The 26,683-nt window shown below is 69.9% G+C and carries 22 protein-coding genes; 12 read left to right on the forward strand and 10 right to left on the reverse strand.

Annotated features, from left to right (window positions below; all coding sequences use genetic code 11):
• Nucleotides 1-350 precede the first annotated feature (350 nt).
• On the forward strand, nucleotides 351-872 hold the full coding sequence (locus CV1CTNOD_RS08490) for a DUF3090 family protein (protein ID WP_131766286.1): 522 nt from the start codon (nucleotides 351-353) through the stop codon (nucleotides 870-872).
• Nucleotides 873-983: 111 nt separating this feature from the next.
• On the opposite strand, the gene CV1CTNOD_RS08495 is transcribed toward CV1CTNOD_RS08490, so the two are convergent.
• The 4 genes from CV1CTNOD_RS08495 to CV1CTNOD_RS08510 all read right to left on the reverse strand — a co-directional run bounded on the left by CV1CTNOD_RS08495 (nucleotide 984) and on the right by CV1CTNOD_RS08510 (nucleotide 5,345).
• Nucleotides 984-1,769 carry a hypothetical protein gene (locus CV1CTNOD_RS08495; protein WP_131785598.1) on the reverse strand — a complete coding sequence of 262 codons (786 nt, stop codon included), beginning with the start codon at nucleotides 1,767-1,769 and terminating at the stop codon, nucleotides 984-986.
• Nucleotides 1,770-1,832: 63 nt separating this feature from the next.
• Nucleotides 1,833-2,834, reverse strand: a complete 1,002-nt coding sequence (locus CV1CTNOD_RS08500; protein ID WP_131785599.1) for an SGNH/GDSL hydrolase family protein — start codon at nucleotides 2,832-2,834, stop codon at nucleotides 1,833-1,835.
• A 7-nt stretch (nucleotides 2,835-2,841) separates the two neighbouring features.
• On the reverse strand, nucleotides 2,842-4,026 hold the full coding sequence (locus CV1CTNOD_RS08505; RefSeq protein WP_131785600.1) for a glycosyltransferase: 1,185 nt from the start codon (nucleotides 4,024-4,026) through the stop codon (nucleotides 2,842-2,844).
• Nucleotides 4,023-5,345, reverse strand: a complete 1,323-nt coding sequence (locus CV1CTNOD_RS08510) for a glycosyltransferase family 4 protein (protein ID WP_165485387.1) — start codon at nucleotides 5,343-5,345, stop codon at nucleotides 4,023-4,025. Before CV1CTNOD_RS08510 ends, CV1CTNOD_RS08505 begins: the two co-directional genes overlap by 4 nt.
• Nucleotides 5,346-5,486: 141 nt before the next feature.
• Between CV1CTNOD_RS08510 and CV1CTNOD_RS08515 the strand changes: the two genes are divergently transcribed.
• Complete coding sequence (locus CV1CTNOD_RS08515; RefSeq protein ID WP_131785602.1) at nucleotides 5,487-6,890, forward strand: FAD-binding oxidoreductase; 1,404 nt, start codon at nucleotides 5,487-5,489, stop codon at nucleotides 6,888-6,890.
• A 32-nt stretch (nucleotides 6,891-6,922) separates the two neighbouring features.
• Here CV1CTNOD_RS08515 and ftsH read toward each other — a convergent pair whose 3' ends face one another.
• Nucleotides 6,923-8,968, reverse strand: coding sequence for an ATP-dependent zinc metalloprotease FtsH (gene ftsH / locus CV1CTNOD_RS08520; protein WP_242606501.1), 2,046 nt, complete (start codon nucleotides 8,966-8,968; stop codon nucleotides 6,923-6,925).
• Nucleotides 8,969-9,244: 276 nt separating this feature from the next.
• Here ftsH and CV1CTNOD_RS08525 point away from each other — a divergent pair, with 276 nt between their 5' ends.
• Complete coding sequence (locus CV1CTNOD_RS08525) at nucleotides 9,245-9,643, forward strand: DUF3099 domain-containing protein (protein ID WP_242606502.1); 399 nt, start codon at nucleotides 9,245-9,247, stop codon at nucleotides 9,641-9,643.
• Nucleotides 9,644-9,708: 65 nt separating this feature from the next.
• Nucleotides 9,709-10,647, forward strand: a complete 939-nt coding sequence (locus tag CV1CTNOD_RS08530) for an SAM hydrolase/SAM-dependent halogenase family protein (RefSeq protein WP_131785639.1) — start codon at nucleotides 9,709-9,711, stop codon at nucleotides 10,645-10,647.
• A 151-nt stretch (nucleotides 10,648-10,798) separates the two neighbouring features.
• On the opposite strand, the gene pucL is transcribed toward CV1CTNOD_RS08530, so the two are convergent.
• The gene (gene pucL, locus CV1CTNOD_RS08535; RefSeq protein ID WP_131785603.1) at nucleotides 10,799-11,692 is read right to left on the reverse strand and encodes a factor-independent urate hydroxylase; all 894 of its coding nucleotides are present in this window, start codon (nucleotides 11,690-11,692) and stop codon (nucleotides 10,799-10,801) included.
• Nucleotides 11,693-12,478: 786 nt separating this feature from the next.
• Here pucL and CV1CTNOD_RS08540 point away from each other — a divergent pair.
• The gene (locus CV1CTNOD_RS08540; RefSeq protein WP_347402912.1) at nucleotides 12,479-13,597 is read left to right on the forward strand and encodes a L,D-transpeptidase; all 1,119 of its coding nucleotides are present in this window, start codon (nucleotides 12,479-12,481) and stop codon (nucleotides 13,595-13,597) included.
• Nucleotides 13,598-13,882: 285 nt separating this feature from the next.
• Nucleotides 13,883-17,614, forward strand: a complete 3,732-nt coding sequence (locus tag CV1CTNOD_RS08545; protein WP_242606503.1) for an ABC transporter ATP-binding protein — start codon at nucleotides 13,883-13,885, stop codon at nucleotides 17,612-17,614.
• 80 nt (nucleotides 17,615-17,694) lie between these two features.
• On the opposite strand, the gene CV1CTNOD_RS08550 is transcribed toward CV1CTNOD_RS08545, so the two are convergent.
• From CV1CTNOD_RS08550 to CV1CTNOD_RS08560, 4 genes are all read right to left on the reverse strand, one after another.
• A complete protein-coding gene (locus CV1CTNOD_RS08550) occupies nucleotides 17,695-18,582 on the reverse strand; it encodes a TauD/TfdA dioxygenase family protein (RefSeq protein WP_131785606.1) in 888 nt (295 codons plus the stop codon).
• 403 nt (nucleotides 18,583-18,985) lie between these two features.
• Nucleotides 18,986-19,060, reverse strand: coding sequence for a putative leader peptide (locus tag CV1CTNOD_RS28175; protein WP_431607091.1), 75 nt, complete (start codon nucleotides 19,058-19,060; stop codon nucleotides 18,986-18,988).
• 119 nt (nucleotides 19,061-19,179) lie between these two features.
• On the reverse strand, nucleotides 19,180-19,830 hold the full coding sequence (locus tag CV1CTNOD_RS08555) for an MBL fold metallo-hydrolase (RefSeq protein WP_131785607.1): 651 nt from the start codon (nucleotides 19,828-19,830) through the stop codon (nucleotides 19,180-19,182).
• A gap of 168 nt (nucleotides 19,831-19,998) precedes the next feature.
• Nucleotides 19,999-21,102, reverse strand: coding sequence for an S-(hydroxymethyl)mycothiol dehydrogenase (locus CV1CTNOD_RS08560; RefSeq protein WP_131785640.1), 1,104 nt, complete (start codon nucleotides 21,100-21,102; stop codon nucleotides 19,999-20,001).
• Between the two features lie 355 nt (nucleotides 21,103-21,457).
• Between CV1CTNOD_RS08560 and CV1CTNOD_RS08565 the strand changes: the two genes are divergently transcribed.
• The 6 genes from CV1CTNOD_RS08565 to CV1CTNOD_RS08590 all read left to right on the forward strand — a co-directional run.
• The gene (locus CV1CTNOD_RS08565; protein WP_131785608.1) at nucleotides 21,458-22,441 is read left to right on the forward strand and encodes a ParA family protein; all 984 of its coding nucleotides are present in this window, start codon (nucleotides 21,458-21,460) and stop codon (nucleotides 22,439-22,441) included.
• A 91-nt stretch (nucleotides 22,442-22,532) separates the two neighbouring features.
• Nucleotides 22,533-23,228 carry a Zn-dependent membrane protease gene (locus CV1CTNOD_RS08570; protein WP_131785609.1) on the forward strand — a complete coding sequence of 232 codons (696 nt, stop codon included), beginning with the start codon at nucleotides 22,533-22,535 and terminating at the stop codon, nucleotides 23,226-23,228.
• Nucleotides 23,229-23,361: 133 nt separating this feature from the next.
• Nucleotides 23,362-24,423, forward strand: a complete 1,062-nt coding sequence (locus CV1CTNOD_RS08575; RefSeq protein ID WP_131785610.1) for a segregation and condensation protein A — start codon at nucleotides 23,362-23,364, stop codon at nucleotides 24,421-24,423.
• Complete coding sequence (scpB, locus tag CV1CTNOD_RS08580; RefSeq protein WP_131785611.1) at nucleotides 24,420-25,055, forward strand: SMC-Scp complex subunit ScpB; 636 nt, start codon at nucleotides 24,420-24,422, stop codon at nucleotides 25,053-25,055. Before CV1CTNOD_RS08575 ends, scpB begins: the two co-directional genes overlap by 4 nt.
• Before the next feature lie 26 nt (nucleotides 25,056-25,081).
• Nucleotides 25,082-25,828: a pseudouridine synthase gene (locus CV1CTNOD_RS08585; RefSeq protein ID WP_207386269.1), complete on the forward strand. Its 747-nt coding sequence runs from the start codon at nucleotides 25,082-25,084 to the stop codon at nucleotides 25,826-25,828.
• A 205-nt stretch (nucleotides 25,829-26,033) separates the two neighbouring features.
• On the forward strand, nucleotides 26,034-26,683 hold a 650-nt coding region (locus CV1CTNOD_RS08590; protein WP_131785641.1), incomplete at its 3' end, for a prephenate dehydrogenase.

Here is a 26,683-nt window from a genome sequence, read left to right on the forward strand (position 1 = left end):
CCGCTGGGACGCCGGCCGCGGCCGGCGTCCCAGCGGACGAGGAGCCCGACCGGGACACCGCCGGTCGCGGACCCGACGCGCCTGACGGCCGGCTCGACACACATGACAGTGCCCGCCATGACGTCCATGACAGCGTCACGGTCCACAATGATGTCCATAACGTTGGACGTCTCTGACGTTGCCGGGGACGAATCTCAGGGGATAAGACGTTCACTGACGTAGCAGGTTTACGAGGGAGACGGCCAGTCCCCACAGACGACGACGGCACGCCGATCGTCGGCTGGGGGAATCGGTGGGCAGATGGGCTGCGGTCCGGTTCACCGACACAACGGACCGCCAGGAGGGACGAGGTGTACCAGCGGCAGCGGCACGTGTTCGACTCGCCAGACCGTTTCGTGGTCGGAACCGTCGGCCAGCCCGGTGAACGTGACTTCTACCTACAGGCCAGCTCACGAGGACAGGTCGTAACCGTCGGCTTGGAGAAGGCCGAGGTCAACGCCCTTGCCGAAGGGCTCACGACGTTGCTCGGCCAGGTTCGCCGGGTCGGAGGCGAACTGCCGGAGGCCCGCGATGTCGATGTCGACCTCGCGCCTTTGGATGCTCCGTTCGAGGAGGACTTCCATCTCGGCCGGCTCACGGTGTCCTGGGACGGTAAACGGGTGCTTGTCGAGGCCGCCGGGCTCGCCGCGGGCGGAGCGCGCCGGCTCGACGCGGACGCCGAGCTCGACACGCTCGAGGTCTCGCTGTCCCTGGACCAGACGAAGGCGTTCGTCCAACGGGCCCGCAGCATCGTCGCGGCCGGTCGTCCCTCGTGCGTGCTCTGCGGACGCCCGGATGATCCGTCCGGGCACTTCTGCCCACGCCTGAACTGACCGGAGCCTGCCCGAACTGACCTGAGCCTGCGCATGGCGTGCCCGGCCGCGGGCTCGGTGGCCGCACAGGCACCGGATCCGGTCGCAACGGGGCGCCCGTCGAGCGGGGGACTACCGGGCGAGGGACTGCGAGGGGTCGAAGGCGTCGTAGGCCGACTCGCAGGCCCGGCGGACCGCCGCGGACAGCCCCCGCAACGTGGTCGAGCGACGCTCGATCTCCTCGGCGGTGACCGCCGCCCCGTCGTCGCGGGCGGCCAGATCGATCAGGCTCGCGATCCGTCCCGCGCGTGCCAACAACGCGTGCGCGGACGGCGGATAGCCTGGAGGGAGCAGGAGCGTCGGTTCGTCCGCGTGGCGTTCGCGCAGCGCGGCGAGCGCGTCCGGATCGACCTTCGCCCGGTCGAGGTGGAGCAGCGCGGCCGTCGCCGTCCGGATGGCGTCGTTGAGCTCGTGTTCCGCGGCGCTCAGCGGGGACGGCGGTGGCGGGACGCGGTGACCCGTCGCCGAGCGCCAGTGCACCGACTCCAGACCGCCTTCGACGGCCGGGCCGTGCGCGGTCACGGAAGGCACCAGGAGCAGCGGGGGGACGGGGCCCAGCACGACAACCGCCTCTCCGGCGGCCAGGGCCTCCTGGTTGGTTTCCGCGGGTCCGGGCAGGCCGCTGACATCACCGGGCACGGGCAGGACGAGCCGCAGCCGTTGCGCGCCGACGGTCCGTAGCCGGCCGAGACCCAGTGCGAGCCCTTCGCCGTCGATGGTGTGGGGGGCGCCCGGCCCGCCCGAACCCTCGAGGATCTCGGTGATCGCCTCGTCGGTGCTCACGAGCCCGGCAAGCCACGCGTTACCCCATCCGATGAGTGCCCCTGAGCGGGGCGAGGCAGCTTGGCCGCAAATCACGATGCCTACGGTAAGGAATGGTGGCCATGTCCTGCGACGGTCCTCGGCGGAGATTGCTGGGGGTCACATCCGGTCGACGGTTGGCAACGGGCTGATCGTCCCTGGTAGAGCCGGCACAGCACCCGCGTGCACCGTCACGGCACCCGTGTGCGGTTGCGTGCGCTCGGGCTGGGCCTGGCCGCCGGTTGTGACGATGCGCTGGAGGTGACGGCTGGTGCTGGTACGCCCGGCACGATGGCCCGCCATGATGCGCCGGACCTGGCGGCGCAGCGGCGAGGCCGGGCGGGCGAGCAGCCACGGCAGGCCCACCGACACCATCCAGCCGGCGTGGGCAAGCCGGCTGGGCGTCGCGGGCGGTCCCACCGCTGGAAGGGCCAGCAGGGGCACCCCAGCCTCCCGCAGCGCCTCGGCGAAGGCGCGGGCCATCAGCTGGTGACCCCGCGGGCCTGGGTGGACACGGTCGACGTCGAAGGTCGACAGCCGGTAGACCTCGGGATGGCGCGCCAGGTCGATGACCAGGACCCCCCGGTCGGCCGCGGCCGCGGCGTCCACCGCCGCGTTGAGCCGCCCGATCCGCGTGGTGAGCAGCCGGCGCGCCGGACGGGGCAGGCGCAGCAGGCGCCCTGGGTCGTGCAGCCGTGCCATGAGCACCAGGACGCCGGCCGCGCGCAGGTCCCGGACGCTCCACACCAGGTTGTGGCGCAGGCGTAACGGATCGAACCCCGGGGAGAGCAGGTCGTTCATGCCCGCGACGAGGCTCGCGATCTGTGGACGCAGCGCGAGGGCCACTGGGATCTGCGTTTCGCGGACGTCACGGGTGGTCGCTCCGGTGGTCGCGAGGTTGGCGAACCGGACCTGTCCGGCCGGGGCCAGGCAGGCGGCGAGCATGGCGGCCCAGCCGCGCCCAGCCAGCGCCCGCGCCGCGTGGTCCCGACGGTAGCGGCCCATGCTCACACCGTCGCCCAGCCCGGCCGTGATGCTGTCGCCGAGCGCCACGAAGCAGGTAGTCGTGGTGTCCTGGCGGGTCGTCGCTATGCGCGTCGCGATGTTCGTGGTGATGTTCATCGTGATGTCATGCGGCACGGCTGGCGTCGTGGTTACGCTCGTCCGCAGGGTGCTGCCCATGGTGGCCGGTGGCCGGGTCCAGCTTGTGGGCGGCGAGGAAGCCGTCGACGGTGACGCTCCACGGGAACTGCTCCGCGCGGGCCCGCGCGGCCCGCCTGCGGGCGAGCGGGTCAAGGGCCAGCAGATCCTCGATGCCGTCGGCGAAGGTCCAGCCGCTGCCCGCGGCCACGATCCCCGTGCCGGGCACGACGAGTTCCGCCAGCGCACTGCCGTGATGGACCACGACCGGGGTTGCGCTGGCCATCGACTCCAGCGCGGCCAGTCCGAACGTCTCCACCGGACCGGGGGCGAGGACCGTGTCCGCGGTGGCCAGCAGGGACGCGAGCCGGTGACGGTCGGCGACGAAACCGAGAAAGATCACGGGAAGGCCCGAGGCGCGCCGGGTGAGGCGGCCCCGGGTCGGGCCGTCACCGGCGATCACCAGGCGGGCGGGGACGCCGCGGCGGACCAGCTCGGCCAGGGCGTCCACGGCGGTGTCGCCCCGCTTCTCCGGTGACAGCCGGCTGGCGTGCACCAGCAGCACCTCGCTGTCGCGGGCGAAGGCCCGCCGCAGCGACGTGTCGTAGCGGTCGGGGTGGAAGCGGTCGAGATCGGCGCCCAGAGGAATCCGGCGCAGGTTGGTCGCACCGATACGACGGAATTCCTCCCCCGCCCACGCGGTGGTGGTCACCACCGTGTCGAACGATCGCGCGAGCGCGGCGTTGGAGCGGTCGGCGGCGGCCCGGACCGGCAGCACCCCGCGCAGCGGGCGGGGCGTCCACAGGTTCAGCAGCCGGTCGAGGCGTTCGTGACTGACCACGACGGACCCCACCCCGGCCCGGCGGGCCCACCGGCCCAGCGGTCGCAGGGTCGCCCGGTCGTGGACCTCGACGCGGTCGGGTGCCTCGGCGTCCAGCAGCCGGATGACCCGCCACGGGTCGGTCAGGACGCGGTAGTCGGTGCCGGGTACCAGGGGTGCACGCATGGTGACCACGGTTGCGTCCGGGGTGCGGCGGACGCCGTCCTGCTCCGCGGGAACGATCTGGACGACCTCGTGCCCGGCCGCGGCGTACCCGGCGGCGAGGTGCCGCAGCGTGGTGCGGATGCCACCGGAGTGGGGCGCAACGAAGTTGGCCGCCTGGACAATCTTCACCGGGTGCTCCCATCCTCGTCGTGGTATGTCCGGACCCGGTCGCCGCCGTCGCCGTAGCTGCCGCCGTAGCTGTCGTCCTCCCGGTACCGGTCCTCCCGGTACCGGTCGTGCCGGTCGTGGCCGACAGCCCGATGGCAGCGCGTCATACGGCGGGCGAGAACAGTCCGCGACCGCAGGGCGCCGCCCCCGACATGCCCCATCCCAAGGCCGCGGACGTCCTGGTAATGACCGATCAGCTCATCGCCTATGGCGTTCCATCCGCAGCCCGTGACGGACTGGCGGGCGGCGAGGCCCATGGCCGCCCGCCAGCCGGCGTCGGCGACGAGCGTGGCGACGCGGTCGGCCAGCGCGGCCGGGGAGTCCGGCATGAAGTGCATCCCGGTGTGCCCGTCGTCGACCACATCGAGCAGGCCGCCCGCGGCGGGCGCCACCACCGGGACACCACTGGCCTTGGCCTCCTGGGCGGCCTGGCAGAACGTCTCGTGGGAGCCGGTGTGGACGAACACGTCGAGACTCGCGAAGATCGTCGCCAGCTCCGCTCCGGAGCGAAATCCCAGGAAGGTCGCCCGGGGCAGGCGCCGTTCGAGGGCCGGTCGCATCGGACCGTCACCGACGATGACCAGCCGCATCCCCGGGAGGTCCTGGACCGCGTCGAGCAGGTGCACCCGCTTCTCCCTGGCGAGCCGGCCCACGTAGCCGACCAGTACCTCCCCGTCGGGGGCGAGATCGTGGCGCAGGGCCGGGTTGCGGTGGCACGGGTTGAACCGCTCCAGGTCGACCCCGCGCGTCCAGCGGGCAACCCGGTGGACGCCCTGGCGCAGCAGCATGTCGACCGCGGGCCAGGACGGTGCCAGCGTCCGCCCGGCGAGGCGGTGGACGGTGGCCACCCACCGCCAGATGGAACGTTCGGCCTGGGCGAGCCCGTAGCGGGCGGCGAAGCCGGCGAAGTCGGTCTGGTACACGGCCACGCTCGGCAGCCCGAGCCGCCATGCGGCGAACGCGGACTGTGCGCCCAGCCCCGCCGGGGCCGCCAGATGCACGACGTCCGGCCGGAAGTCCGCGAGGACGCTGACGAGACGGGGCCATGGAGTCGCCACCCGGAACGCCGGATATCCTGGCAGCGGAACCGACGGCGCCCGCAGTACCGGGGCGCCGGCATAGACGTCGGGGTCGGCCGCCGGCGCACGCGTGCCGGCCGCGGGCGCGATGACGAGCGCTTCGTGGCCGCGGTGTCGCAGATGCTCCAGCACCCGGCAGACCGAGTTGGTCACGCCGTCGACGTGCGGCAGGAAAGACTCAGTGATCACTGCGACGCGCACGACATCACGGTCCCAAGCTCCGGGGATAGATCGCGGACGGCCGCTCGTCCATGACATGAACTTTGCGACACAGCTTGGTGGTAAGGCGCCGTGCCGTTATGCCACCGCCACCGCGCTCCAAGGGCCCAGCATGATGGATGAGTGTTGATCACAGATCTCGTCGACGTGCTCGGTGCCGCCCACGTCCTCACCGACCCAGACATCACCGTGAGTTACGAAACCGACTGGACGGGCGCCTTCCAGGGGCGGGCCGCGGCCGTGGTCCGCCCCGAAACAACCGAGCAGGTCGCCGCCGTGCTGCGGATCTGCGGCCGGCACAGCATGCCCGTGGTGCCCCAGGGCGGCAACACCGGCCTGGTCGGTGGCTCGGTGCCGGCTGGCGTGGCGGCGGGGGCGGTGGTGCTCAGCCTGCGCCGGCTCACCTCGATCGAACCGGTGGACGCCGCCGCGGGCCTGGTGACGGCCGGGGCCGGGGTGACCCTCGCGGACGTCCAGGCGCACGTGCGCGCGGCCGGCTACGGCATCGGCGTCGACTTCGCCGCACGCGATTCGGCCACCGTCGGTGGTATCGCCGCGTCCAACGCCGGCGGTGAGCGGGTGCTGCGCCACGGGATGACCCGCGGCCAGGTGGCCGGGCTCGAGGTGGTGCTGGCCGACGGCGCCGTGGTGCGGCGGCTCTCGGGCCTGCCCAAGGACAACGTCGGCTATGACCTGCCGTCGCTGTTCGTCGGCAGCGAAGGCACCCTGGGGATCATCACAAGGGTCCAGCTGCGGCTGGTCGGGCTGCCCGCCGCGCGGACCACCGCCCTGCTCGCCATGGCGGACCTGCCTGCCGCGGTCGATCTCGTCGCCCTGCTGCGGGCCACGGTGGCCTCCCTGGACGCCGTCGAGCTGGTCTTCGGTGGTGGCGTCGACCTGGTGTGTGCCCACCAGGGCCGGTTGGCTCCGTTCCCCGGCCGGTCGTTCCCGCCGGACACTCCGTACCTGCTGATGGAGTGCGTCGGGTCCACCGACCCGACCGGCGACCTCGCCGCGGCGGTCGAGACCGCCACCGGCGTGCTGGACGCGGTGGTCGCTACCACTGCCACGGATCGGGAGCGACTGTGGACCTACCGTGAGGGGCACACCGCGGCCGTGAACGCCGTCGGCGTCCCGCTCAAGCTTGACGTCGCGGTCCCGCTCACGCGGATGTCCGCGTTCGTCGACGACCTGCGCGGCCTCGTGCGGGCGATGGCGCCGTCCGCCCGGCTGCATCTGTGGGGCCACCTTGCCGAGGCGAACCTGCACGTCAACGTCACCGGGCTGGATCGCGACGACGCCCGTGGACGGGAGGGCCTCACCGAAGCGATCCTCGCCCGGGCCGCGGCCGACGGCGGCAGCATCGGCGCCGAACACGGTGTCGGGCGGGCCAAGATGGCCTGGGTGGGCCTGTCGCGGTCGCCGGCGGAGCTGGCCGTGATCGCGGCCGTGAAGCACGCTCTCGACCCTGCCGGCCTGCTCAACCCCGGCGTCCTCGTCCCGCCCTACGGACACGGAAAGCCGTAGGTGGAAACCGTCGCCATGACGACTGGAACTACCTACGGCTTCCGCTGCGTATGTTGCGTGGGGCCGGCCACGCCGAGGTCGGCGGGTCGTGGCGGAGCCTGCTCGGGCCGCGCACCACGGGCCCCGACGGCCGCACCACCGGTATCAGTGGCCGCACCACCGGTATCAGAGGTGCTGGCAGAAGCGTGGTCGCGCAGGACGTCGTCCAGGACGCTGCCGTCCACGGTCTCCCGCTCCAGCAGGATGCCGGTGAGCGCGTCGAGCGCCTCGCGATGTGCGTGCAGCAGCTTCACGGCCTGTTCCTCGGCCTCCCGCAGCAGCCGGGCCACCTCCGAGTCGATGATCCGCTGGGTCTCCTCCGAGTACGGCCGGGAGACGAGTTCCTCGCTGCCGAGGTACTGGGGGCTGCCCGAGCTGTAGCCCACCGGTCCGAGGACGGAGGACAGGCCGAACTCGCGCACCATCCTGGTGGCGAGCGTGGTGGCGCTGGCCAGGTCGTTGGCGGCCCCGGTCGAACCCTGGCCGAACACGATCAGCTCCGCGGCCCGCCCACCAAGGCGTACCGCGAGGGAGTCGTACAGGTAGCCCTCGGTGTAGAGGTGCCGTTCGTCCTCGGGTAGCTGCTGGGTGGCGCCGAGCGCCATCCCGGCCGGCAGAATCGTGATCTTCGAGACCGGGTCGGCGTGCGGGGACAGCGCGGCGACCAGCGCATGCCCGGACTCGTGCACGGCGACCGACTGCTTCTCCTCGGGCAGCAACACGTTGGTCGCGTCTCGGCGGCCCAGGATGATCCGGTCGCGGGCGGCGTCGAGATCCCTGGCCGTGATGACGTTGCGCCCGTCCCGGACGGCGTGGATCGCCGCCTCGTTGACCAGATTGGCCAGGTCCGCGCCGGAGAATCCCGGGGTGCCGCGGGCGACCACGGACAGGTCCACGTCAGGGGCGAGATGCTTACCCCGGCTGTGCACCGCGAGGATGGCGGCCCGTTCGCTCTGGGCCGGCAGCGGGACGGTGACCTGCCGGTCGAAGCGTCCGGGGCGCAGCAGCGCCGGGTCGAGGGTCTCGGGCCGGTTGGTGGCGGCGAGGACGACCACGCCTTCGGCCGGGTCGAATCCGTCCATCTCGGCGAGCAGCTGGTTGAGGGTCTGCTCACGCTCGTCGTGACTGCCGCCGAGCAGGCCCGACCCCCGCTTGCCGCCGATCGCGTCGATCTCGTCGATGAAGATGATGGACGGGGCACGTTTGCGTGCCTCGCTGAACAGGTCACGGACGCGGGAGGCGCCGACCCCCACGAACATCTCGACGAATCCGGAGCCGCTCACCGACAGGAACGGCACCTCGGCCTCGCCGGCGACCGCGCGGGCCAGCAGCGTCTTGCCGGTGCCGGGCGGACCTACCATGAGCACCCCACCTGGTCCCCTCGCCCCTGCCTGCCGGTAGCGCTCAGGGTTGCGCAGGAAGTCGATGACCTCGCTGACCTCCTGCTTCGCGCCCTCGTAGCCGGCCACGTCGGCGAACCGGGTGGTCGGACGTTCGGCATCCACGATCTTCGTACGGGACCGGCCGATGCCGCCGAGCCCGCCGGCCAGGGAACGCTGGGCCTGCCTGCCGGTCCACAGGAAGAACCCGACCAGCAGGAGCAGCGGCAGGAAGCTCAGGAGGACCGACAGGAAGGACGTCCCGGTCCGGGTGGCCTTCACCTCGACGTTCTTCGACTCCATGCGGTCGAGAACTCCCTGGGTGTTCAGCGCTGTCGGGACCTGGGAGGTGAAGCTGGTCCCGTCCTTGAGTGTTCCGGTGACGCCACCCTTGTCGTTGATGGTGACAGCCTGTACCTTGCCGGTGTCCACCTGCTGCGTGAACTGGGTGAAGCTGTATGAGGTCGTCTGCTTCGGGAACAGGCTGGGAGCGAACAGCAGGGCCGCTGTGATCACGAAGCCGATGGGCAGCAGCCAGCGGCGCCACTTCGGCGGAGGTGTGGGCGCGGGCTTGGGCGGGGTTTCCCGGGGCGGCCCGGAGCGCGCCGAGGTCGACAGATGTCGCCGGGTGCTCCGGTGAAGGCTGGCCTTTGAGATCATCTATGGTTGCTCCTGCCTGTGGTGACATCCGGGCGAGCACCAGCGGGAGCCGCTTGCGCGCTGTCGCGTCCGGCTCGGGCGCTGTATACCCCTTTCAACGCATGAACGAGCCGTCAGGCTTCATGGGCATCCTCCGCCAGCTCGTCCGGCCCCGGCTGGTCGCCGGGAATTGTTCCGGCGGCCGGACGGCGGGCATGCTTGTACGGGCGTTGCGGCCTGTTGTGGCGCACACTGGGCAGGCATCCGGGGCTTGTCCCGACGACGGGAAGTGAACCAGTGCGGATCAGGCGGAAGGGCGACGCTGTTCTGATCACCCGTGCGGTGCCGTCCCGCCCGGAGGAGATCCGGCGACGCCAGCGCCGATACGTGATCTCGATGATGTTCCGTACCGTCTGCCTGATCCTCGCCGTGGTCGCGCTGCACGGCTGGCTGCGGTTCGGTGCCGTGATCATCGCTGTTGTCATGCCGTGGCTGGCGGTGGTCTTCGCCAACGGCGGCCCGCCGGTCCCGCGGGAGAGCCCGTCCCTGTACGTCGCGTCGCGCCGGTCCGCGGACAGGCCGCCACCGGCCCTGCAACCAGCCCACCATGAGGTTGTTGACGGCGTCGTCGACGGGGAGGGCTGGGACGTCGACGCCGCCGAGCGGGTCGACCACGCAACCCGATCGCGTGGATGACGCGGTCTGACATGGGTGACGCGGGATCCCGCGTGGACGATGTGGATCACGTGGGTGTGGATCATGTGGGTTACGTGAGCTTCCTGACCGACTACGGACTTGCTGACGGGTTCGTGGCGGCCTGCCACGGGGTGTTGCTGCGTCACGCTCCCGGTGTACACGTCATCGACATCAGCCACCTGGTGCCTGCCGGCGACGTGCGGCGAGGGTCGGTCGTGCTCGCCCAGACGGTCGGTCACCTGCCTGTCGCGGTGCACCTTGCGGTCGTCGACCCGGGAGTTGGTACCTCCCGGCGGGCGCTGGTCGTGTCCACCCCGCGGGGAGTGCTCGTCGGCCCGGACAACGGACTGCTGCCGCCCGCGGCCGACGTGCTCGGCGGGGTGCGCTCCGCGGTGGCGCTGGCCGTCCCGCACGGGGTGCCGGCGACCTTCCACGGGCGGGACGTGTTCGCGCCCGCCGCCGCCGCTGTCGCAACCGGCCGGGATCCGGACTCACTCGGTGAGCCCGTGGATCCACGCAGGCTGGTACGGCTTACGCCACCGGTCGCCCGCCTGGTCGACGCCCGCCTGGTCGACGCCCGTCTGGCCGATGATCGCCTGGTCGACGCCCGTCCGGCCGATGATCGCCTGGCCGGTGCTCGTGCGGCCGGTGCCGGCCCCGTCGATGGTGACCGTCACGGTACGACCGCCGTGGAGAAAGTAGCCGAGACCGAGGTGCTCACCGTCGACACCTATGGCAATGTCCAGTTGGCCGCGGACGCGGCCCTGCTGGCTTCGGCCGGGATGCGGCCCGGCCGCATGGTTCGGATCGCCGTGGGTGCCTTGGTGGCCACAGTCCTGTTCGGGGTCACCTTCTCCTCGGTGTCTCCAGGTGAGCTCGTCGTCTACGTCGATGCCGCGGGCCTGATGGCGCTCGCGGTCAACAGGGGCAGTGCCGCCGAGCGCCTGGCGGTCACGGCCGGGGATCTTCTCCGGCTGGCGGCGGTGCGCCCGTCGCACTCCTGAACCTCCCACGCCCGCGCCACCTGTTTCATCTACATCAGCTTTCTTCGTTCTCTTCGCTTTCTTCGCTCGATTCATTCGCTTCGTTGCGCCGACCGCTGGGGCAGGAGATTCCGGGCGCGGCCGGGCGGTTCCGGTCAGGCGGATTCCCGGGTCAGCAGAAGCCCGGAATCGCCAGCCAGGCCGATCCCTGCGGGGGCGCGTCGTCGCGCAGCACAATTCCCTCGATCTTCCCGTACGGCCGGTCGGCCGCATGAAAGACAATGTTGGGATTATCCAGCCCGAAGGGCGTAAGATCGACCGGGAAGTGGTGCCTGTTCGGCATGGACATCCGGATTTCAGCCACTTCGGCGTACGCGGTGAGGACCTCCCGGCCCATGGCATATAGTGTCTGCTGCAGCGCGCTGCTGTGTACCCGGGCGAACGTCTCGAGCAGTGTCGCCCGGATGCTTGGGAAGAGTCTGTCGAATTCGACGTCGGCGTTCGTGTATCGCCAGCGGGCGGTGATCTCGGTCGCCAGGACACGGTCGTCCGTTTCGGCCAGTGTGGTATACCTGTCCCGCATGAATCCCCGGAATTCTGATCCGGTCGACTTCAGTACGATCAGGCCGGCTATCCCGGAGACAACGTGCGGTGTGTCCCGGTCGAAAGTCACCGCCGTCGTCCGGTATTCGCCGCCGGTGCGGGAGAATGCGTGGTCGTGCCCTCCGCCGCCGACCTCGATCCGTTGCCAGCCGTATTCCTCGATCTCCACCCGCGCGCCGGTGACCCACGGACCGGATCCGGCGAAGTGCCGGGCGAGCCGCAGGCCGAACTCCTCGATCTTTCCGACACCGTGCTGGCGGGCGAAGGCGTAGACGGTGTTCTTCTGGGCGTCGGTCGTGAGTATGCGGCTGTTGTCCCCGTCGACGTGCGCGCCGGTGAAGTCCCCCCACAACGCCGACGAGACACTGATGTCCCTGATCCGGTGAACCGGTGTCGAACGGTCGACGTGGACGAGCCTGATTTCCGCCTTTCCGTACTGGTTACGACCGAGAACGATTGCCATCGCGCCTCCGCGGTTGGGGATCGGGACCTTTTTCGGGCCGGACTGTCGTCCGGTGCGCCCGCACGAGGCGACGTTACCCGCGCTCCGTTCGGGTGACTGGTCGTGACTTCCCGACACGGATGGGACGTGTCCTGCCCCGGTCGTCCAAATCGGTCGTCGACCGGACGCAACCTTTGAAAGCACTCAAGCGTCGGACGGGCTGATGAGGGAGGGGCTATGAAGCACTCGCGGGGAAGGCTACTCTCCGCATTCGAATGTTGTACCAATGGTTATCGTCGTCCGTTTGACACCGGTCATTTCAATGATCAATGCGTCATCGGTCCGGCCACTGGGTACGGTCCGGCTGTGAATGAGTGGGAGTCACTCAAGACGGGTCTGCCAATGGGGCGGGTTCGCGTCCCGGTCCGCCGCACCTCGGCCTCTCGTTCCGCGGCCGGTCAGGTATCGTCCGATCCGCAAGGCCCCCGGGTGCGCGATAAGGGCTGTGACCGGGCGCCCTTTGGACGGATGGATGTCCGGGGTCTCCGGGCACGCGGAAAGGGATATAATCGCGCCTCCTTTGGCCGGGTAGATCTTCGGGGATCTCACGAGGTATGGGGGCTCCGCCTGCGGGGCGTATCCACCTCGCATCGACCGCTCATATCGACGGTCGGCGCGGCGATACTCGCCTGTATCGCTCTGACCTCGTGTTCGCCCCGGTCGGACGGGAGTTCGGCTCCCGGTCTCACCGCGCCGACCGCGACGGCACCACAGATCGTCATCACACCTTCGGACCGCTCCCGGGACGTGGCACTCACCAGCATCGTGGTGGTGCGGAGCAACGCCCCATTGCAATCAGTGACGGTGGCGCGGGGCGCAAGCAAATCGCAGGACAGCACCGCCGGTGTGCTGGCTGGTCAGCTTTCCACGGACGGCAGGAGCTGGACGTCCACCGGCGGGCTCTTCGCCGACACGCAGTACCAGGTGTCGGCGAAGACGTCCGCGGTGAATGGCATATCGGGCACCACGGACGCGGCAGCCACCTTCACCACGGCAAATCCGGAGAAATCCTTCAAGGTGTCGTGGGAACCGATCGCCGGGCAGACCGTCGGCATAGGAACACCCATCACGCTGACCTTCAGTGCACCGGTTTCCGACCGGGCGGCCGTTCAGCGGCGTCTGGCGGTAACCACCGATCCAGCGGTCAACGGTGCCTGGAACTGGGCGTCGGACCGTGTCGTGCGCTGGCGCCCGCAGCAGTACTGGAAGTCGGGGACCCGGGTCCACGTCGAGGCGAACCTCGCCGGTCTGGACGTCGGCGGCAAGCGGTTCGGGGTGAAGGACCGGGGCATGGATTTCGTCATCGGTTCGGCCCAGATCAGCTACGTCGACGCCGCGACCCACACGATGAAGGTATATCGGGACGGCGTCCTGCAACGGACCCTGGCGGTCAGTCTCGGCAAGTCCTCGTCACCGACCATGAGCGGCCCCCACAACGTCCTCGGCACCGCCCCGACGGTGATAATGGACTCCGCGACGGTCGGCATTCCAAAGGGTGATCCGGACTATTACTACGAGACCGTCCAGTGGAACGTGCAGTTCACCAGCGGAGGCGAGTACGTCCACTCGGCGCCGTGGTCGGTCGGCGCGCAGGGGGAGGACAACGTCTCGCACGGCTGCGTGAACGCTTCGCCGGCGGACGCCGAGTGGTTCTACCGGTTCAGCCGGGTGGGCGACATCGTTGACGTGCGGAACACCGGGCGTCCCCCGGACACCTCCCAGCTCGGCAACGAGTGGTCGATCTCCTGGCAGCGGTGGACCGCGGGCAGCGCGCTGCCACCGGCCACCGAGACCACCGGGGCGCCGCCGGCGGGCGCGGGTATGGTCGGCGCGGCAGCCAGCCCGCCACCGACGATCCGGTCCTGACGGCAGGGGCCGCACACTCGACCGTCCGGCCGGCGCCGAGGGGGCACCGGCCGGACGGGAACCATCAGGGAAGCGACGATCTCCCGGGATGGTTGAGGTGAAGGCTGCCCCGACCAAGCCACCCGGGAGATTCGCGCGAACAGCAACCCGTCCGACCATGACGGCTCCGCCCGGCCGTGGCCACGGTCAGCCCGCCAGCCGGCGTCCCAGCAACGCTGGCTGCGCCGGCTGGCGGGGCATGTCCTCCGGTACCGGCGCAACGTCGCCCTGGCCTTCGGCGCGGCGGTGTTCGCAACCGTGCTTGCCGCGATCACTCCACTGATCGAACGCGGGGTGGTCGACAACGTCGTGGTCGATCACCGGCATCCGCTCGCGCCCTATGTGGTCGCGCTGCTCGCCGCCGGAGCGTTGCGCTTCGCCGCGAGCTTCGTCCGCCGCTTTGTCGGCGGACGTCTCGCCCTGGACGTCCAGTACGACCTGCGGGACGCGGTGTTCGCCGCACTCGCGCGTTTCGACGGCGTCCGCCAGGACGCGATGCGGACCGGCCAGATCGTCAGCCGGTCCATCTCGGACGTCACCGCCATCCAGGGACTGCTGTCGTACCTGCCGTGGCTGAGTGGCAACCTCCTGCTGCTCGTGATCGCCATTGTGATCATGATGGCGCTTTCCCCGCTGCTCACCCTGCTCGCCCTCGCCGTCGGACCGCTGCTGCTCCTCATCGGGCTGCGGGCGCGGCTGACCGTCTTCCCGGCGACCTGGGCGGCCCAGCAGCAGGCCGGTGAGGTCGCCGGGGTGGTGGACGAGGCAGTCGCCGGCGTGCGGGTGGTCAAGGGATTCGGGCAGGAGGACCGGGAGCTGACCAGGCTCACCGCGTCCGCCCGCACCCTGTTCTCGCTGCGTATGCGCGCGGTGACCATCACCAGCCGGTACATGCCGGCCCTCGGCGCGGTACCGGCCGTCGGGCAGGTCGGGGTGCTGGCGCTGGGTGGATGGCTGGCGCTGCGCGGCAGCATCAGCCTGGGTACCTTCCTCGCCTTCAGCACCTATCTCGGTGAGCTCGTCGCGCCGACGCGCATGCTCGCGAACCTGCTGACGGTCGGACAGCAGGCCCGGGCCAGCGCCATCCGGGTCTTCGAGGTCATCGACACCCGTCCGGTCGTGACCGAACGACCGGGGGCGATCAGTCTCGGGCGGGTCCGGGGGGCGATCGAATTCGACAACGTCACCTTCGGCTACACCCGGGATCGTCCGGTGCTCGACGGATTCTGCCTGCGGGTCGAGCCCGGTCAGACCATCGCCCTGGTCGGGGCGTCCGGGTCGGGCAAGTCGACGGTGGCCGCGTTGCTGTCCCGTGTCTACGACGTCGACGTCGACTCCGGTGCCGTACGCATCGACGGCCACGACGTCCGGGAGCTGGCCCTGGCGTCGCTGCGAGCCCAGATCGGGATGGTGTTCGAGGACAGCTTCCTGTTCTCCGACACGGTCCGCGCCAACATCGCCTACGGCCGTCCGGACGCCGGCGACGCCGAGATCCTCGCCGCGGCGCGGGCTGCCTGGGCGGACGGCTTCATCCGGGATCTTCCCGATGGCTACGACACGGTCGTGGGCGAGCAGGGGCTGACGCTGTCGGGCGGGCAGCGCCAGCGGATCGCGCTGGCCCGCGCCCTGCTCACCGACCCACCCGTTCTGATCATGGACGATGCGACGTCCGCGGTCGACGTCCGGGTCGAGGCCGAGATCCACGCGGCCCTGCGGCAGATCATGCGGGGGCGGACCACCCTGCTGATCGCTCATCGTCGTTCCACGCTCCACCTGGCCGACCGGATCGCGGTTGTCGACGCCGGCCGCCTGGTCGACGTCGGCACCCACGAGGAGCTGACCGCCCGGTGCCCGCTGTACACGTTGTTGCTGTCCGGACCGAGCCTCGACCGGGTGGGCACCGACCAGGAGCGGACGGGCACCGACCAGGACCGGTCAGGCGTCGACCAGCCGATCATGATTGTCGATGTGGCCACGCCCCGTCCACGGCCGATCTCCGACCGTCGCGTGGCCGCCGGCCCGGACGGACCGCGGTCGATCGGCGCCGTGCGCGGCGGCCGGGGAGCAGGGTTCGGCGGGGGTCCCTTCGCCGACGCCCCGGCCACCCCCGAGCTGCTCGCGCGGGTGGAGGAGCTCCCGCCCGCGACTGAGCCGGTTCGCGTGAGCGAAACCGACGCCGCGGCGCCCGACCCGGCGTTCTCGCTGCGCCGTCTCCTACGCGCGGTACGCGGACTGCTCGCCTTCGGCTTGCTGCTGGTCGCCCTGGACGCGGTTGCGGGCCTGGCCATGCCCGCGCTGGTGCGCCACGGCGTCGACGCGGGTGTGTCCACGGGTGCCGGGTCGGTGCTGTTCGCCATCTCCGCCGTGGCGTTGGCCGTGGTCCTCGCGGCCTGGGGCGCGCAGGTCGTCCAGGCCCGGGTGACCGGGCGGATGGGGGAGCGGCTCCTGTTCGTCCTGCGGGTGAAGACCTTCGCCCAGCTTCAGCGGCTCGGCCTGGACTACTACGAACGTGAGCTCTCCGGCCGGATCATGACCCGGATGACCACCGACGTGGACGCCCTGTCGACGTTCCTGCAGACGGGTCTGACGACCGCGGTGGTAGCCGTCGCGTCGTTCGCCGGGATCGGGATCGCGCTGGTCGTGCTGAACGCGCACCTGGCGCTGGTCGTGCTCCCCATGCTTCCGGTCGGTGTCGGCGTTACGCTGGTGTTCCGGGCGAAGTCCTCGGCCGCCTACACCGACTCACGGGAGCGGGTCAGCGCGGTCAACGCCGCGTTGCAGGAGAACCTGGCCGGCATCCGGGTGGTGCAGGCATTCCGCCGGCAGGAGCGTAACCAGGCCGATTTTCGCGCGCTGGCCGAACGGTACCGGCTGTCGCGGATGCGCTCGCAGCGTCTGATCGCCCTCTACTTCCCGTTCATGGAGTTCTGCTCGGAGCTGGCTGCCGCGCTCGTCCTCGGCGCCGGTGCCGGGCTGGTCGCGTCCGGGTCGCTGACCACCGGCGGACTGATCGCCTACCTGCTCTACATCAACCTGTTCTTCTCCCCGATCCAGCAGCTGTCGCAGGTGTTCGACGGCTACCAGCAGGCGAAGGTGGGTCTTCGACGCCTGTCCGACCTGCTGCGCACACCCACGTCCACCCCGGCGTCCCCGGATCCGGCGCCGGTCGGTCGACTTGCCGGACAGATCGTGCTCGACGATGTCCGGTTCCGCTACGCCGGCGCAGACCGCCCCGCGTTGGACGGGGTGGACCTGCACGTGGCGGCCGGGGAGACCGTCGCCATGGTGGGGGAGACGGGCGCCGGGAAGTCCACCGTGGTCAAACTGGTCGCGCGCTTCTACGACGCGACCGGCGGCGTGGTGCGGGTCGACGGTACCGACGTGACCCGGTTCGATCTCGCGGGCTATCGCCACCGGCTGGGAGTGGTCCCGCAGGAACCGTTCCTGTTCTCCGGGACCGTGCGTGACGCCATCGCCTACGCCCGTCCGGAGGCAGGCGATGCCGAGGTGGAGGCCGCCGCCCGTGCCGTCGGGGCGCACGCCATGATCGTACGGTTGCCCGGGGGGTACCTCCACCCGATCGGGGAGCGCGGCCGGGGCCTGTCGGCCGGGCAGCGTCAACTGCTGGCTCTCGCGCGGGCGGAACTGGCCGATCCCGACATCCTGCTCCTCGACGAGGCCACCGCATCCCTTGACCTGGCCACGGAGGCTGCGGTCACCGAGGCCACCGAGCGGGTCGCGCGCCGGCGGACCACGCTGGTGGTGGCGCATCGGCTCACCACCGCCGCCCGCGCCGACCGGGTCGTGGTGATGGACGCCGGTCGAGTCGTCGAGCAGGGCCCCCATACCGAGCTGCTCCGGGCCGGTGGCCGGTATGCGCGGATGTGGGCGGAGTTCAACGGGGCGGACGGGCGGGCGTCCGCCGGCGCACCGGAAGCAGTGATCCCGGATCAGGCCCGCATCCTCCGCACCACCTGATCCAGGTCACCATGTGTCATCACCGCCCGGGCCGCCGGAAAGGATCAGGCGGCCCGTGACGGTGACGGAAGCCGACCGGATTACAGATCGGCGTAGAGCGGCTCGTCGGCGACCAGGATCCGCTCCAGCAGTCGCGGAAAGTCGCCGTAGTTGCGTACTCCGTAATGGACGGTGGCGCGATTGTCCCAGAATGCGATCGATCCGGGCCGCCAGGAGAACCGGACCTGGTGTTCTGGCTTCCGGTACTGGTCCAGAACGAGCGTCAGTAGTTCTTTGCTTTCCGACCTGTCGAGCCCGAGAATCGAGGGTCGCTGGGTGAAATTCACCCAGAGAATCTTTTCGCCGGTCTCGCGGTGCACCCGCACGATCGGGTGTGCCACGATCGGGTAGTCGTGGCCCACGCCGTTCAGCGCGGCGCGGAAGTCATGGGCGACGTGGAGACCGGCGAGACGGTCTTTCACGTCGTCGGACAGCCCGTCGTAGGCAAGCCCGGCGTCGACCCAGACGGTGTCACCACCGGTATCGGGTATGGTGATCGCGCGCAACACGGCCCCCCAGGTCGGCACCAGCCGCCAGCTCGTGTCGGAGTGATAGGGGTCCCAGCTGTCGTCGACGTTCGCCGCGGCGCGGGCCCGCTCATAATCCTTGAGGTCTGCCGCCGCTATCCGGTGAATCGGGGTGACCTTGCCGGCGTCGTCCCTGCCGGCATCGTTCTTCTTCGCGCTTGGATGCGGGTAGAGCGGACCGAACCGCCGGGCGAACGCCTCGTGCTCCTCGCGGGTCAGCTCCTGGTCACGGAAGAAAACGACCTTGTACTTCAGGATCGTCGACTTGATCTCGTCGCGGACCTCGTCGGCCAGCGGATACCGCAGGTCCACACCGCTGATCTCCGCGCCGATGGTCGGTTGCAACGGTCGGACGGCCAGATCGCCGGCCGATCGTGCGTCGAGGTGGGTAACAGTACTCACGGTCCGTCCCTTCAACTGTTCCTGACAACTCGTGTTTCTGGCAGCTTGTCTGAGGTGTTGCTCGAGGTGATTGGGCGTGCACGGGCGTCGAACGGGGAACAACGGTTCACCGGAGGTGCGTGGAGAAGCGACGGGGGACACGATTTCCCCGGCTGCTGGATCCCCGGCTGTCGGATTCGAATCCCAGGTATCGGAAAATATCGTCGGGGTCATGGAGAAGATGGTCGGTCAACTGAACAGCCACGTACGACCGGGTGTCATCGGATGGACGTCGACTGACTCCACGGCACATATTCCGCCGACCCTGGAACAGATTTGCAAACGAATCGTCGCAGACCGTGGTAAAGGTTGCCCGTGATGGACGGAAAATCCTCGGCGCCGTCGCCGGGTCCGTCGTCGAGTGTCAGCGACAGGTGGCGCTGGACACGCGTACCAGGTCCACGTAAAGCCGCGCCGTCAGGTCGGCTCCCTGATCCATGAGCCGATTACAACATGTAAGAGAAGTCCGTGTCCATGACCGGCAGGACCAGGTTTTTGGAGCATGATGGAGGAACTCGACCACGACGGAGGAAGTCGACGAGCTGTCCGGACGGCCGGTCAGCGGCCGCGCAGGATCCACTGATCGTATTCGAGCGCCTCGGTGCCGATGGTGGTGTCGTCGCCGTGGCCGGTGTGTACCACCGTCTCATGCGGCAGTATCAGCAGACGTCTTCTGATCGAGTTCAGCAGGGTCGGGAAGTCGGAGAACGACCGTCCGGTGGCACCCGGTCCGCCGCGGAAGAGGGTGTCGCCGCTGAACAGGACCGGTTCCCCTCCGATCACCCCGTACAGGCACACGCCGCCGGGGGAGTGCCCAGGGGTGTGCATGACATGCAGCCGGCCGTCTCGCGCGATCGGGATCTGCTGGCCGTCGGCGAGCTGGAGGTCCGGTGGGCGACCCGGGTAGACCGCCTCCCAGAGCATGAGGTCGGCCTGGCACAAGGCGATCGGGGCCTGCACCCGGTCGGACAGCTCCACGGCCGCGTTGATGTGATCATTGTGACCGTGCGTCGCTACGATCATTGACACCCGGCGGCCCTCGATCGCGGCTAGGATCACCGACGGGTCGTGCGCGGCGTCGATGACCAGTACCTCGCTGTCGTCCCCGACCAGCCAGATGTTGTTGTCGACAGTGAAGCTCTGGCCGTCGATCAGGAACTCACCACGGGTGATGATCCGATCGACTCGCACTCCGTCGTGTCTCGCCACGCGTTCTCCGTTCCCGTCGTCCTATGGTCGTCCGGGTGAATCGGACCGGTCACCCGGACCGATCAACCGGACTCGTCCGGACCGATCATCCCCGACTCGCCCGGACCGGTCACCGGCGGACCTATCCCGGATCGGACGCGCCCGTCGCGGGCTGGATGTACATGCCGGTCAGAGCCTAACGACGCTGCGCAGCACGCCGCCCTGCCGCATCCGGGTGAAGGCCTCTTCGACGTCGCCGAGGCCCACGGTCTCGGTCACGAACCCGTCGAGGTCGAGCCGACCCGCCCGGTAGAGATCGATCAGGATCGGGAAGTCCCGGCTGGGTAGGCAGTCGCCGTACCAGGACGATTTCAGCGAGCCCCCACGGCTGAACACCTCGATCATCGGGAGCTCGATGGTCATCGACGGGTCGGGGACTCCGACGAGAACGAGCCGCCCGGCGAGATCCCGGGCGAAAAACGCCTGCCGGTAGGTCTCCGGGTGGCCGACCGCTTCGATGACCACATCGGCGCCGTTACCTTCGGTGAGCGACCTGATCATCTCCACCGGGTCGAGGTCACGTGCGTCAATGGTGTGGGTGGCGCCGAACCGGCGTGCCCATTCCAGCTTGCGTGGGTCGACGTCGACCGCGATGATCTTTCTGGCGCCCGCGAGGGCCGCCCCGGCGATGGCAGCGTCCCCCACGCCTCCGCAACCGAACACGGCGACTGTCTCACCCCGGGTGACCCCACCGGTGTTGACCGCCGCGCCGAAACCGGCCATCACCCCACAGCCGATCAGCCCGGCGGCCTCCGGGCGTGCCGCCGGGTCGACCTTCACGCACTGGCCGGCCGCCACCAGGGTCGCTTCGGCGAAGGCCCCGATGCCCAGCGCCGGTGACAGTTGCCGGCCGTCGGCCGCCAGCGTCATCGGCTGGGTGGCGTTGCGGGAGTCGAAGCAGTACCACGGCCTGCCTCGCAGGCAGGAGCGGCAGGTCCCGCAGGGCGCCCGCCAGGCGATCACCACGTAGTCGCCGGGCACGGGCGAGGTGACCCCGTCGCCCACGGCCTCGACGATCCCGGCGGCCTCGTGGCCGAGGAGGAAGGGGTAGCCGTCGTTGATGGCGCCCTCACGGTAGTGCAGATCGGTGTGGCAGACGCCGCACGCCTGGACCCGTACCCGGGCCTCCCCCGGCCCCGGCTCGGGGACGACTATCTCGGTCAGGACGACGGGGGCGCCCTTCTCGAGGGACACCACGCCGCGCACAGTCACCGAACCCGCTGCCGAACCCATCGCCATGCTCCCGTCATCGTCGACCGTCAGTGACCCAGGGGCCCAGGCCGCTGGGTGCGCGAAACAAACATGATCGCTCTTCCTTTGGCTGTCCAGGCGCGTTCAGCCAATCACTGTTCGCAACGGCCCGGCAATTCTCGCCGGCGGGAACGCGTCCTGGTATCACTACTAACTGTTACCAAGCGCTATCTGTCACTACCGGTGGAACCCGGCTGGTGCCGGACCGGAACATCGGCTGTGGAGGGCCGGGGCGACCTACCCGGCGCCATGCTCCCGCTCAACTGTCGGTACGCTCCTGACGGTCCGCTTCTGCTCTCCGCGTACGGATCCGCAAGAAGGGAGCAGGTCCCTCGACATGACCGCCGATACTTCGCCGATGGCGGCCCAGGTGCGCCACCCGTACGGGCGGATGACCGTCGGGGATCCAGTGCTGCCCGATGACGGCCGACTCGACGGTGCCGACGTCCCCTCCGGCCTGAACGCCGGTGAGATCGGCCCCACCGGACGCCCGTTGCCCGTCTTTCCCGTACCACCTCCGTTGTCGACTCACGGGACCGCCTGGGTGGTCGCCATGTGCAACCAGAAAGGCGGCGTCGGTAAGACGACGAGCACGATCAATCTCGGTGCCGCGCTCGCCGAATACGGTCGCCGTACCCTGTTGGTCGACTTCGACCCGCAGGGCGCGCTGTCGGTCGGGCTCGGTATCAATCCGATGGTGCTCGAACGCACCGTGCACGATCTCCTGATCGGCGCCGACTCCGAGATCGGTGAGGCGATAGTCCCCACCCAGGTCGACGGCCTGGATCTGCTGCCGAGCAACATCGACCTGTCGGCCGCGGAAATGCTGCTCGTCACGGAGGTCGGCCGGGAGCACACCCTGGCCCGTGCCCTGGCACCGGTCCGCTCGGTCTACGACATGATCCTCATTGACTGCCAGCCGTCCCTGGGTCTGCTGACCGTGAACGCCCTGACCGCCGCCGACGCCGTCATCGTGCCGCTGGAATGCGAGTACTTCGCCCTGCGCGGCGTCGCCCTGCTGCTGGACACCATCGACAAGGTGCGTGACCGGTTGAACTCCCGCCTGGAACTCGCCGGCATCCTGGCCACCATGTACGATGCGCGGACCCTGCACGCACGGGAAGTGTTGGCGAGGGTGGTGGAACGCTTCCCGGACGAGGTCTTCCACACGGTGATCAACCGGACGGTACGCTTCCCGGAGACCACCGTGGCCGGTGAGCCGATCACCACCTACGCGCCCACGTCCGTGGGTGCGGACGGATATCGGCGGCTGGCCCGCGAGCTGATGACCAGGCATGCGACCCGGTCCGCGGCGGGGTGAGGAGCCGGGCGAGCGGGGGCGGCCGGTGATCGGGATGCGGACGTTCGGGAAGCAGGACGGGATCGGGACGGGATAAGGAACCTGTAGAGGCGTGCTGTTCTACCTGGCCGAACCCGCGGCGCTTCTGGGGATCGTTCTCGCGCTCCTCATCGGGATCTACGTTCATGACGGCGCGCAGGCCGTTGCCGCAAGGCTGCTGCGGGATCCCAGCCCGCTGCGCAGCGGGCGCCTGACAGCGTCGCTGAAACACCGCGTCAGCCCTTTCAGCGCGGTCGCGATGCTCATCGCCGGTGTCGGATGGACCGAGCCGATTCCCATGAACGACGTGTGGCGCAAACGACGGTTCCACGTGGCCGCGGCGGTGCTGGCCGGTCCACTGGCCTACCTGCTGCTCGCCTTCGTCTCGATCGTCGGATTCAAGTTCGTCTCCGAACCGCTCCTGCTCGCCGAAGGCGACCGCATCCTGAAGGTCGCTGGCGCGGGCGGTTTTCCCGCCCGGCTGCTGCTGTGGATGGCGGACACGTTCGGGTCGTTGTTCATCCTGAGCCTCATCCCGGTCCCGCCCGCGGACGGCGGGCGGGTGCTGTTCCTGCTCGGCCCGCAGACGCCGAGCTGGCACCGGGCCCACTACCAACTTCGCGAGAACAACGTCGGCATCGTCATCCTGCTGGTGATCCTCCTGCTGCCGGTGCTGTTCGTGTCGTTCCCCTCGGTCGTCGGCCAGCTCATCCTGCCGCTGCTGCGGGGTCTGGGCAGGATCGTCAACATCGACGTCGCCCTCGGTTGAACGCCTGCTTCGGATTGTCCGTGCGGTTCAGATCGTCCGCCCGGCCGTCCCCGCACCCCACGGGCGGCGGGATCCGCTCGAACGGACGTGCGGTCCGGGACGGCTCGCGACGCGGCGGCGGTAGCGTCGTGTTATGGCACGTACCGGGACATCCCCTCGACCGATCGTGACTGCGCTGGTGCCCGAAGTCACGGTGTCCGAAGCTGCGGCGCCGACCGGCCGTGGCGGGTCCGGCAACGCCTTCGTGGTCGAGCTCGCCAACTTCAGCGGACCGTTCGACCTGCTGCTGTCCCTGATCGCCAAGCACAAGATGGACGTCACCGAGGTTGCGCTCTCCCAGGTCACCGACGAGTTCGTGGCCCACATCCGTCGGTTGGGCCCCGGTTTCGACCTCGGGCAGGCCACCGAGTTCCTGGTGATCGCCGCGACCCTGCTCGACCTCAAGGCGGCCCGTCTGCTGCCAGGGGCGATCTCCGAGGATGAGGCGGAGGACCTCGCCCTGCTGGAGGCCCGCGACCTGCTGTTCGCCCGGTTGCTGCAGTACAAGGCATACAAGGAGGCGTCGGTTCTGTTCGTGGGCCTGATGGCCCTCGAAGCCCGCCACGTCCCCCGGGCCGTGCCGTTGGAACCGCGCTATGCGCAGGCTCTCCCGGAGGTGCAGATCGGTATCGGACCGGTCGAGCTCGCCCGGCTCGCGGCACGGTTGCGGGAACCTCCGCCGCCTCCGCAGGTCGCCACCGACCACGTCCACCTGCCGAGGATCAACATCCGCGAGCACATGCTCGCCGTGATCGAGAAGTTGCGCGAGGTCGGTAGCGCGTCGTTCCAGGCGCTGTGCGCGGACTGCTGGCAGACAATCGAGGTGGTCGCGCGTTTCCTCGCCCTCCTCGAGCTCTTCCGGGAAGGCCGGGTCGCCTTCTCCCAGGAGGTTCCCCTGGGAGAATTGACAGTACGGTGGGTGGCCGATTCCGAGCCCTCGGGGTCCGCGGAGTCGACGCCGGTCCGGGGTGCGGCGGCCGGCGTGCACAGTGTGCACAGTGTGCACAGCCCCGGCATCGGCGCCGACGATCCTGACGGCGGCAGTGACACCGACAGCACCGGGAACACCGGCAGTACTGCGAGCACCGACAGTACTGACAGCACAGACAAGGCCGAGATCGGCAGAAGCCGGAAACGAGGATCACGACCGCGATGACAGGGGAAGCGGATCCGGTCGCCGATCTCGAAACCGTGGGGGCAGACATCCCGGGTGAGGGTGGGCGGAGCGTGGACGGCGACGTACCGCGACCGCCGTTGCCCGCTCTCGTCGAGGCGATCCTGATGGTCGCGGAGAACCCGGTCCCGATCACCGAGATCGCGGTATGCCTTGGTGTTCCCGCCGCCGAGATCGAACGTGTCGTCGTCGAGCTGGCCCTGGGGTACATCGCCGACGGCCGTGGCTTCAGCCTGCGTGACATCGGTGGCGGCTGGCGTTTCTACACCAGCGAGGCGTGCGCCTCCTGGGTCGAGCGCTTCGTCCTAGCCGGCCAGAGCCCGAAACTGTCCCAGGCGGCGCTGGAGACCCTGGCGGTCGTCGCCTATCAGCAGCCGGTCAGCCGTGGGCGGATCTCGGCGGTACGGGGTGTGTCCGCAGACGGGGTGATCCGTACCCTGACCGCCCGTCGGCTGGTCGAGGAGGCCGGTACCGACCCCGACAGCGGTGCCACGCTGTACCGGACCACCGACTACTTTCTGGAACGGATGGGTCTGCGGCATCTCGACGAGTTGCCTCCGCTGGCCCCGCTGCTGCCCGGCATCGCCGACGTGGATGACATTGAGAGCCCATGACAGGCTCGCGGACAGGGCGGAGGCCCATGACAACCGGTGACGCGAACGCTGAGGGCGTCCGCCTGCAGAAGGTGCTTGCCGCGGCCGGAGTCGGTTCCCGCCGGCACAGCGAGGAGCTGATCGCCGCGGGTCGGGTGCGGGTAGACGGCCGGGTGGTCGAAGCGCAGGGTATGCGGGTCGATCCGCAGACCGCGATCATCGAGGTCGATGGTGAACGCGTTGTGACCAGGACGGGCTTGGTGCACCTGGCGTTGAACAAGCCCGTCGGAGTGCTGTCGGCGATGTCGGACGACCGCGGCCGGCCGACCGTCGCGGACCTCGTCGCCGACGCGGGCCCGGGGCTGTTCCACGTCGGGCGTCTGGACGCCGACAGCGAGGGTCTGCTGCTGGTGACCAACGACGGGGAGCTGGCCCACCGGCTGTCGCATCCGTCGTTCGGTGTCGCCAAGACCTACCTGGTCGAGATCGCCGGGCCGGTCGGCCGGGACGTTCCCCGGCGGTTGCGCCAGGGTGTCGACCTCACCGATGGTCCGGTGAGGGTGGACGCCGTCCGGATCGTCAGTTCGGCCGGTTCGCGTGTCATGCTCGAGATCACATTGCACGAGGGGCGCAACCGGGTGGTGCGCCGCCTGATGGACGCCGTCGGCCACCCCGTGCGCCGGCTGGTGCGGACCCGGATAGGTCCGGTGTACCTCGGCTCGCTGCGGGTGGGCCGGACCCGGCACCTGTCGCGGGGCGAGGTCGGCGCCCTCTACCGCGCGGTTGACCTGTAGGGACGCCGTTGCAGCGGCGAACACGGCTATGGCAGCGAACGTGCCTGCGGGCGCGAACGGGGTCGCGGGGAGTGTTCTCGGGCCTCGGCTTGGGCGACCCGGCCCAGCGGGGGGAGGGAGGGGGAGAAGGCCCGGGAGAACGCGGGAGAAACCGTGGTCGACCCGCGGAAACACCCAGGACCTGTCCGGGAACTATGGTGGCGCGGTGGCTGTCACATCCGGCGCATCTCGATCCCCCCGACACCGGCCACCACCGCCTCGGGTGGGGATCGTCGGCTCCGGGCTGATCGGCACCAGCATCGGGCTGGCATTGGCTGGCGGCGGTGTCGACGTCCTGCTGGCCGACATCGACGCCGAACAGGTGAAGGTTGCCGAGGTCATGGGTGCCGGCCGTCCCTGGCACGGGGAACCCGTCAGGCACGCGGTGATCGCCGTCCCCCCGCACGCGGTCGCGGGGGAACTGCGGCGGTTGCAGCGGGCCGGACTCGCCGAAACCGTCAGTGACGTCGCAAGCGTGAAGGCCAGACCGATCGTCGAGGCCGTGCAGGCGGGGTGTGACCTCTCGGCGTGGTGTCCGGCGCATCCGATCGCCGGACGGGAGCGAGGTGGCGCGGCCTCGGCCCGTGCCGACCTGTTCGCCGAGCGGACGTGGGTCGTGTGCCCGCTGCCGCACACCTCGCCGGCCGCGCTGGAGGCCACGGTCGCGATCGCCCATGCCTGTGGCGCCACGCCGGTGCGCACGACCGCGGATCGGCATGACCAGGCGATGGCTGCCCTGTCCCATCTGCCGCAGGTGGTTGCGAGTCTGCTCGCCGCGGCCACGCCCGATCTCGCCGCCGGCGAGCTGGCCCTGGC

The sequence above is a fragment of the Protofrankia symbiont of Coriaria ruscifolia genome, from assembly GCF_900634745.1.
GTDB classification, from domain to species: domain Bacteria; phylum Actinomycetota; class Actinomycetes; order Frankiales; family Frankiaceae; genus Protofrankia; species Protofrankia californiensis.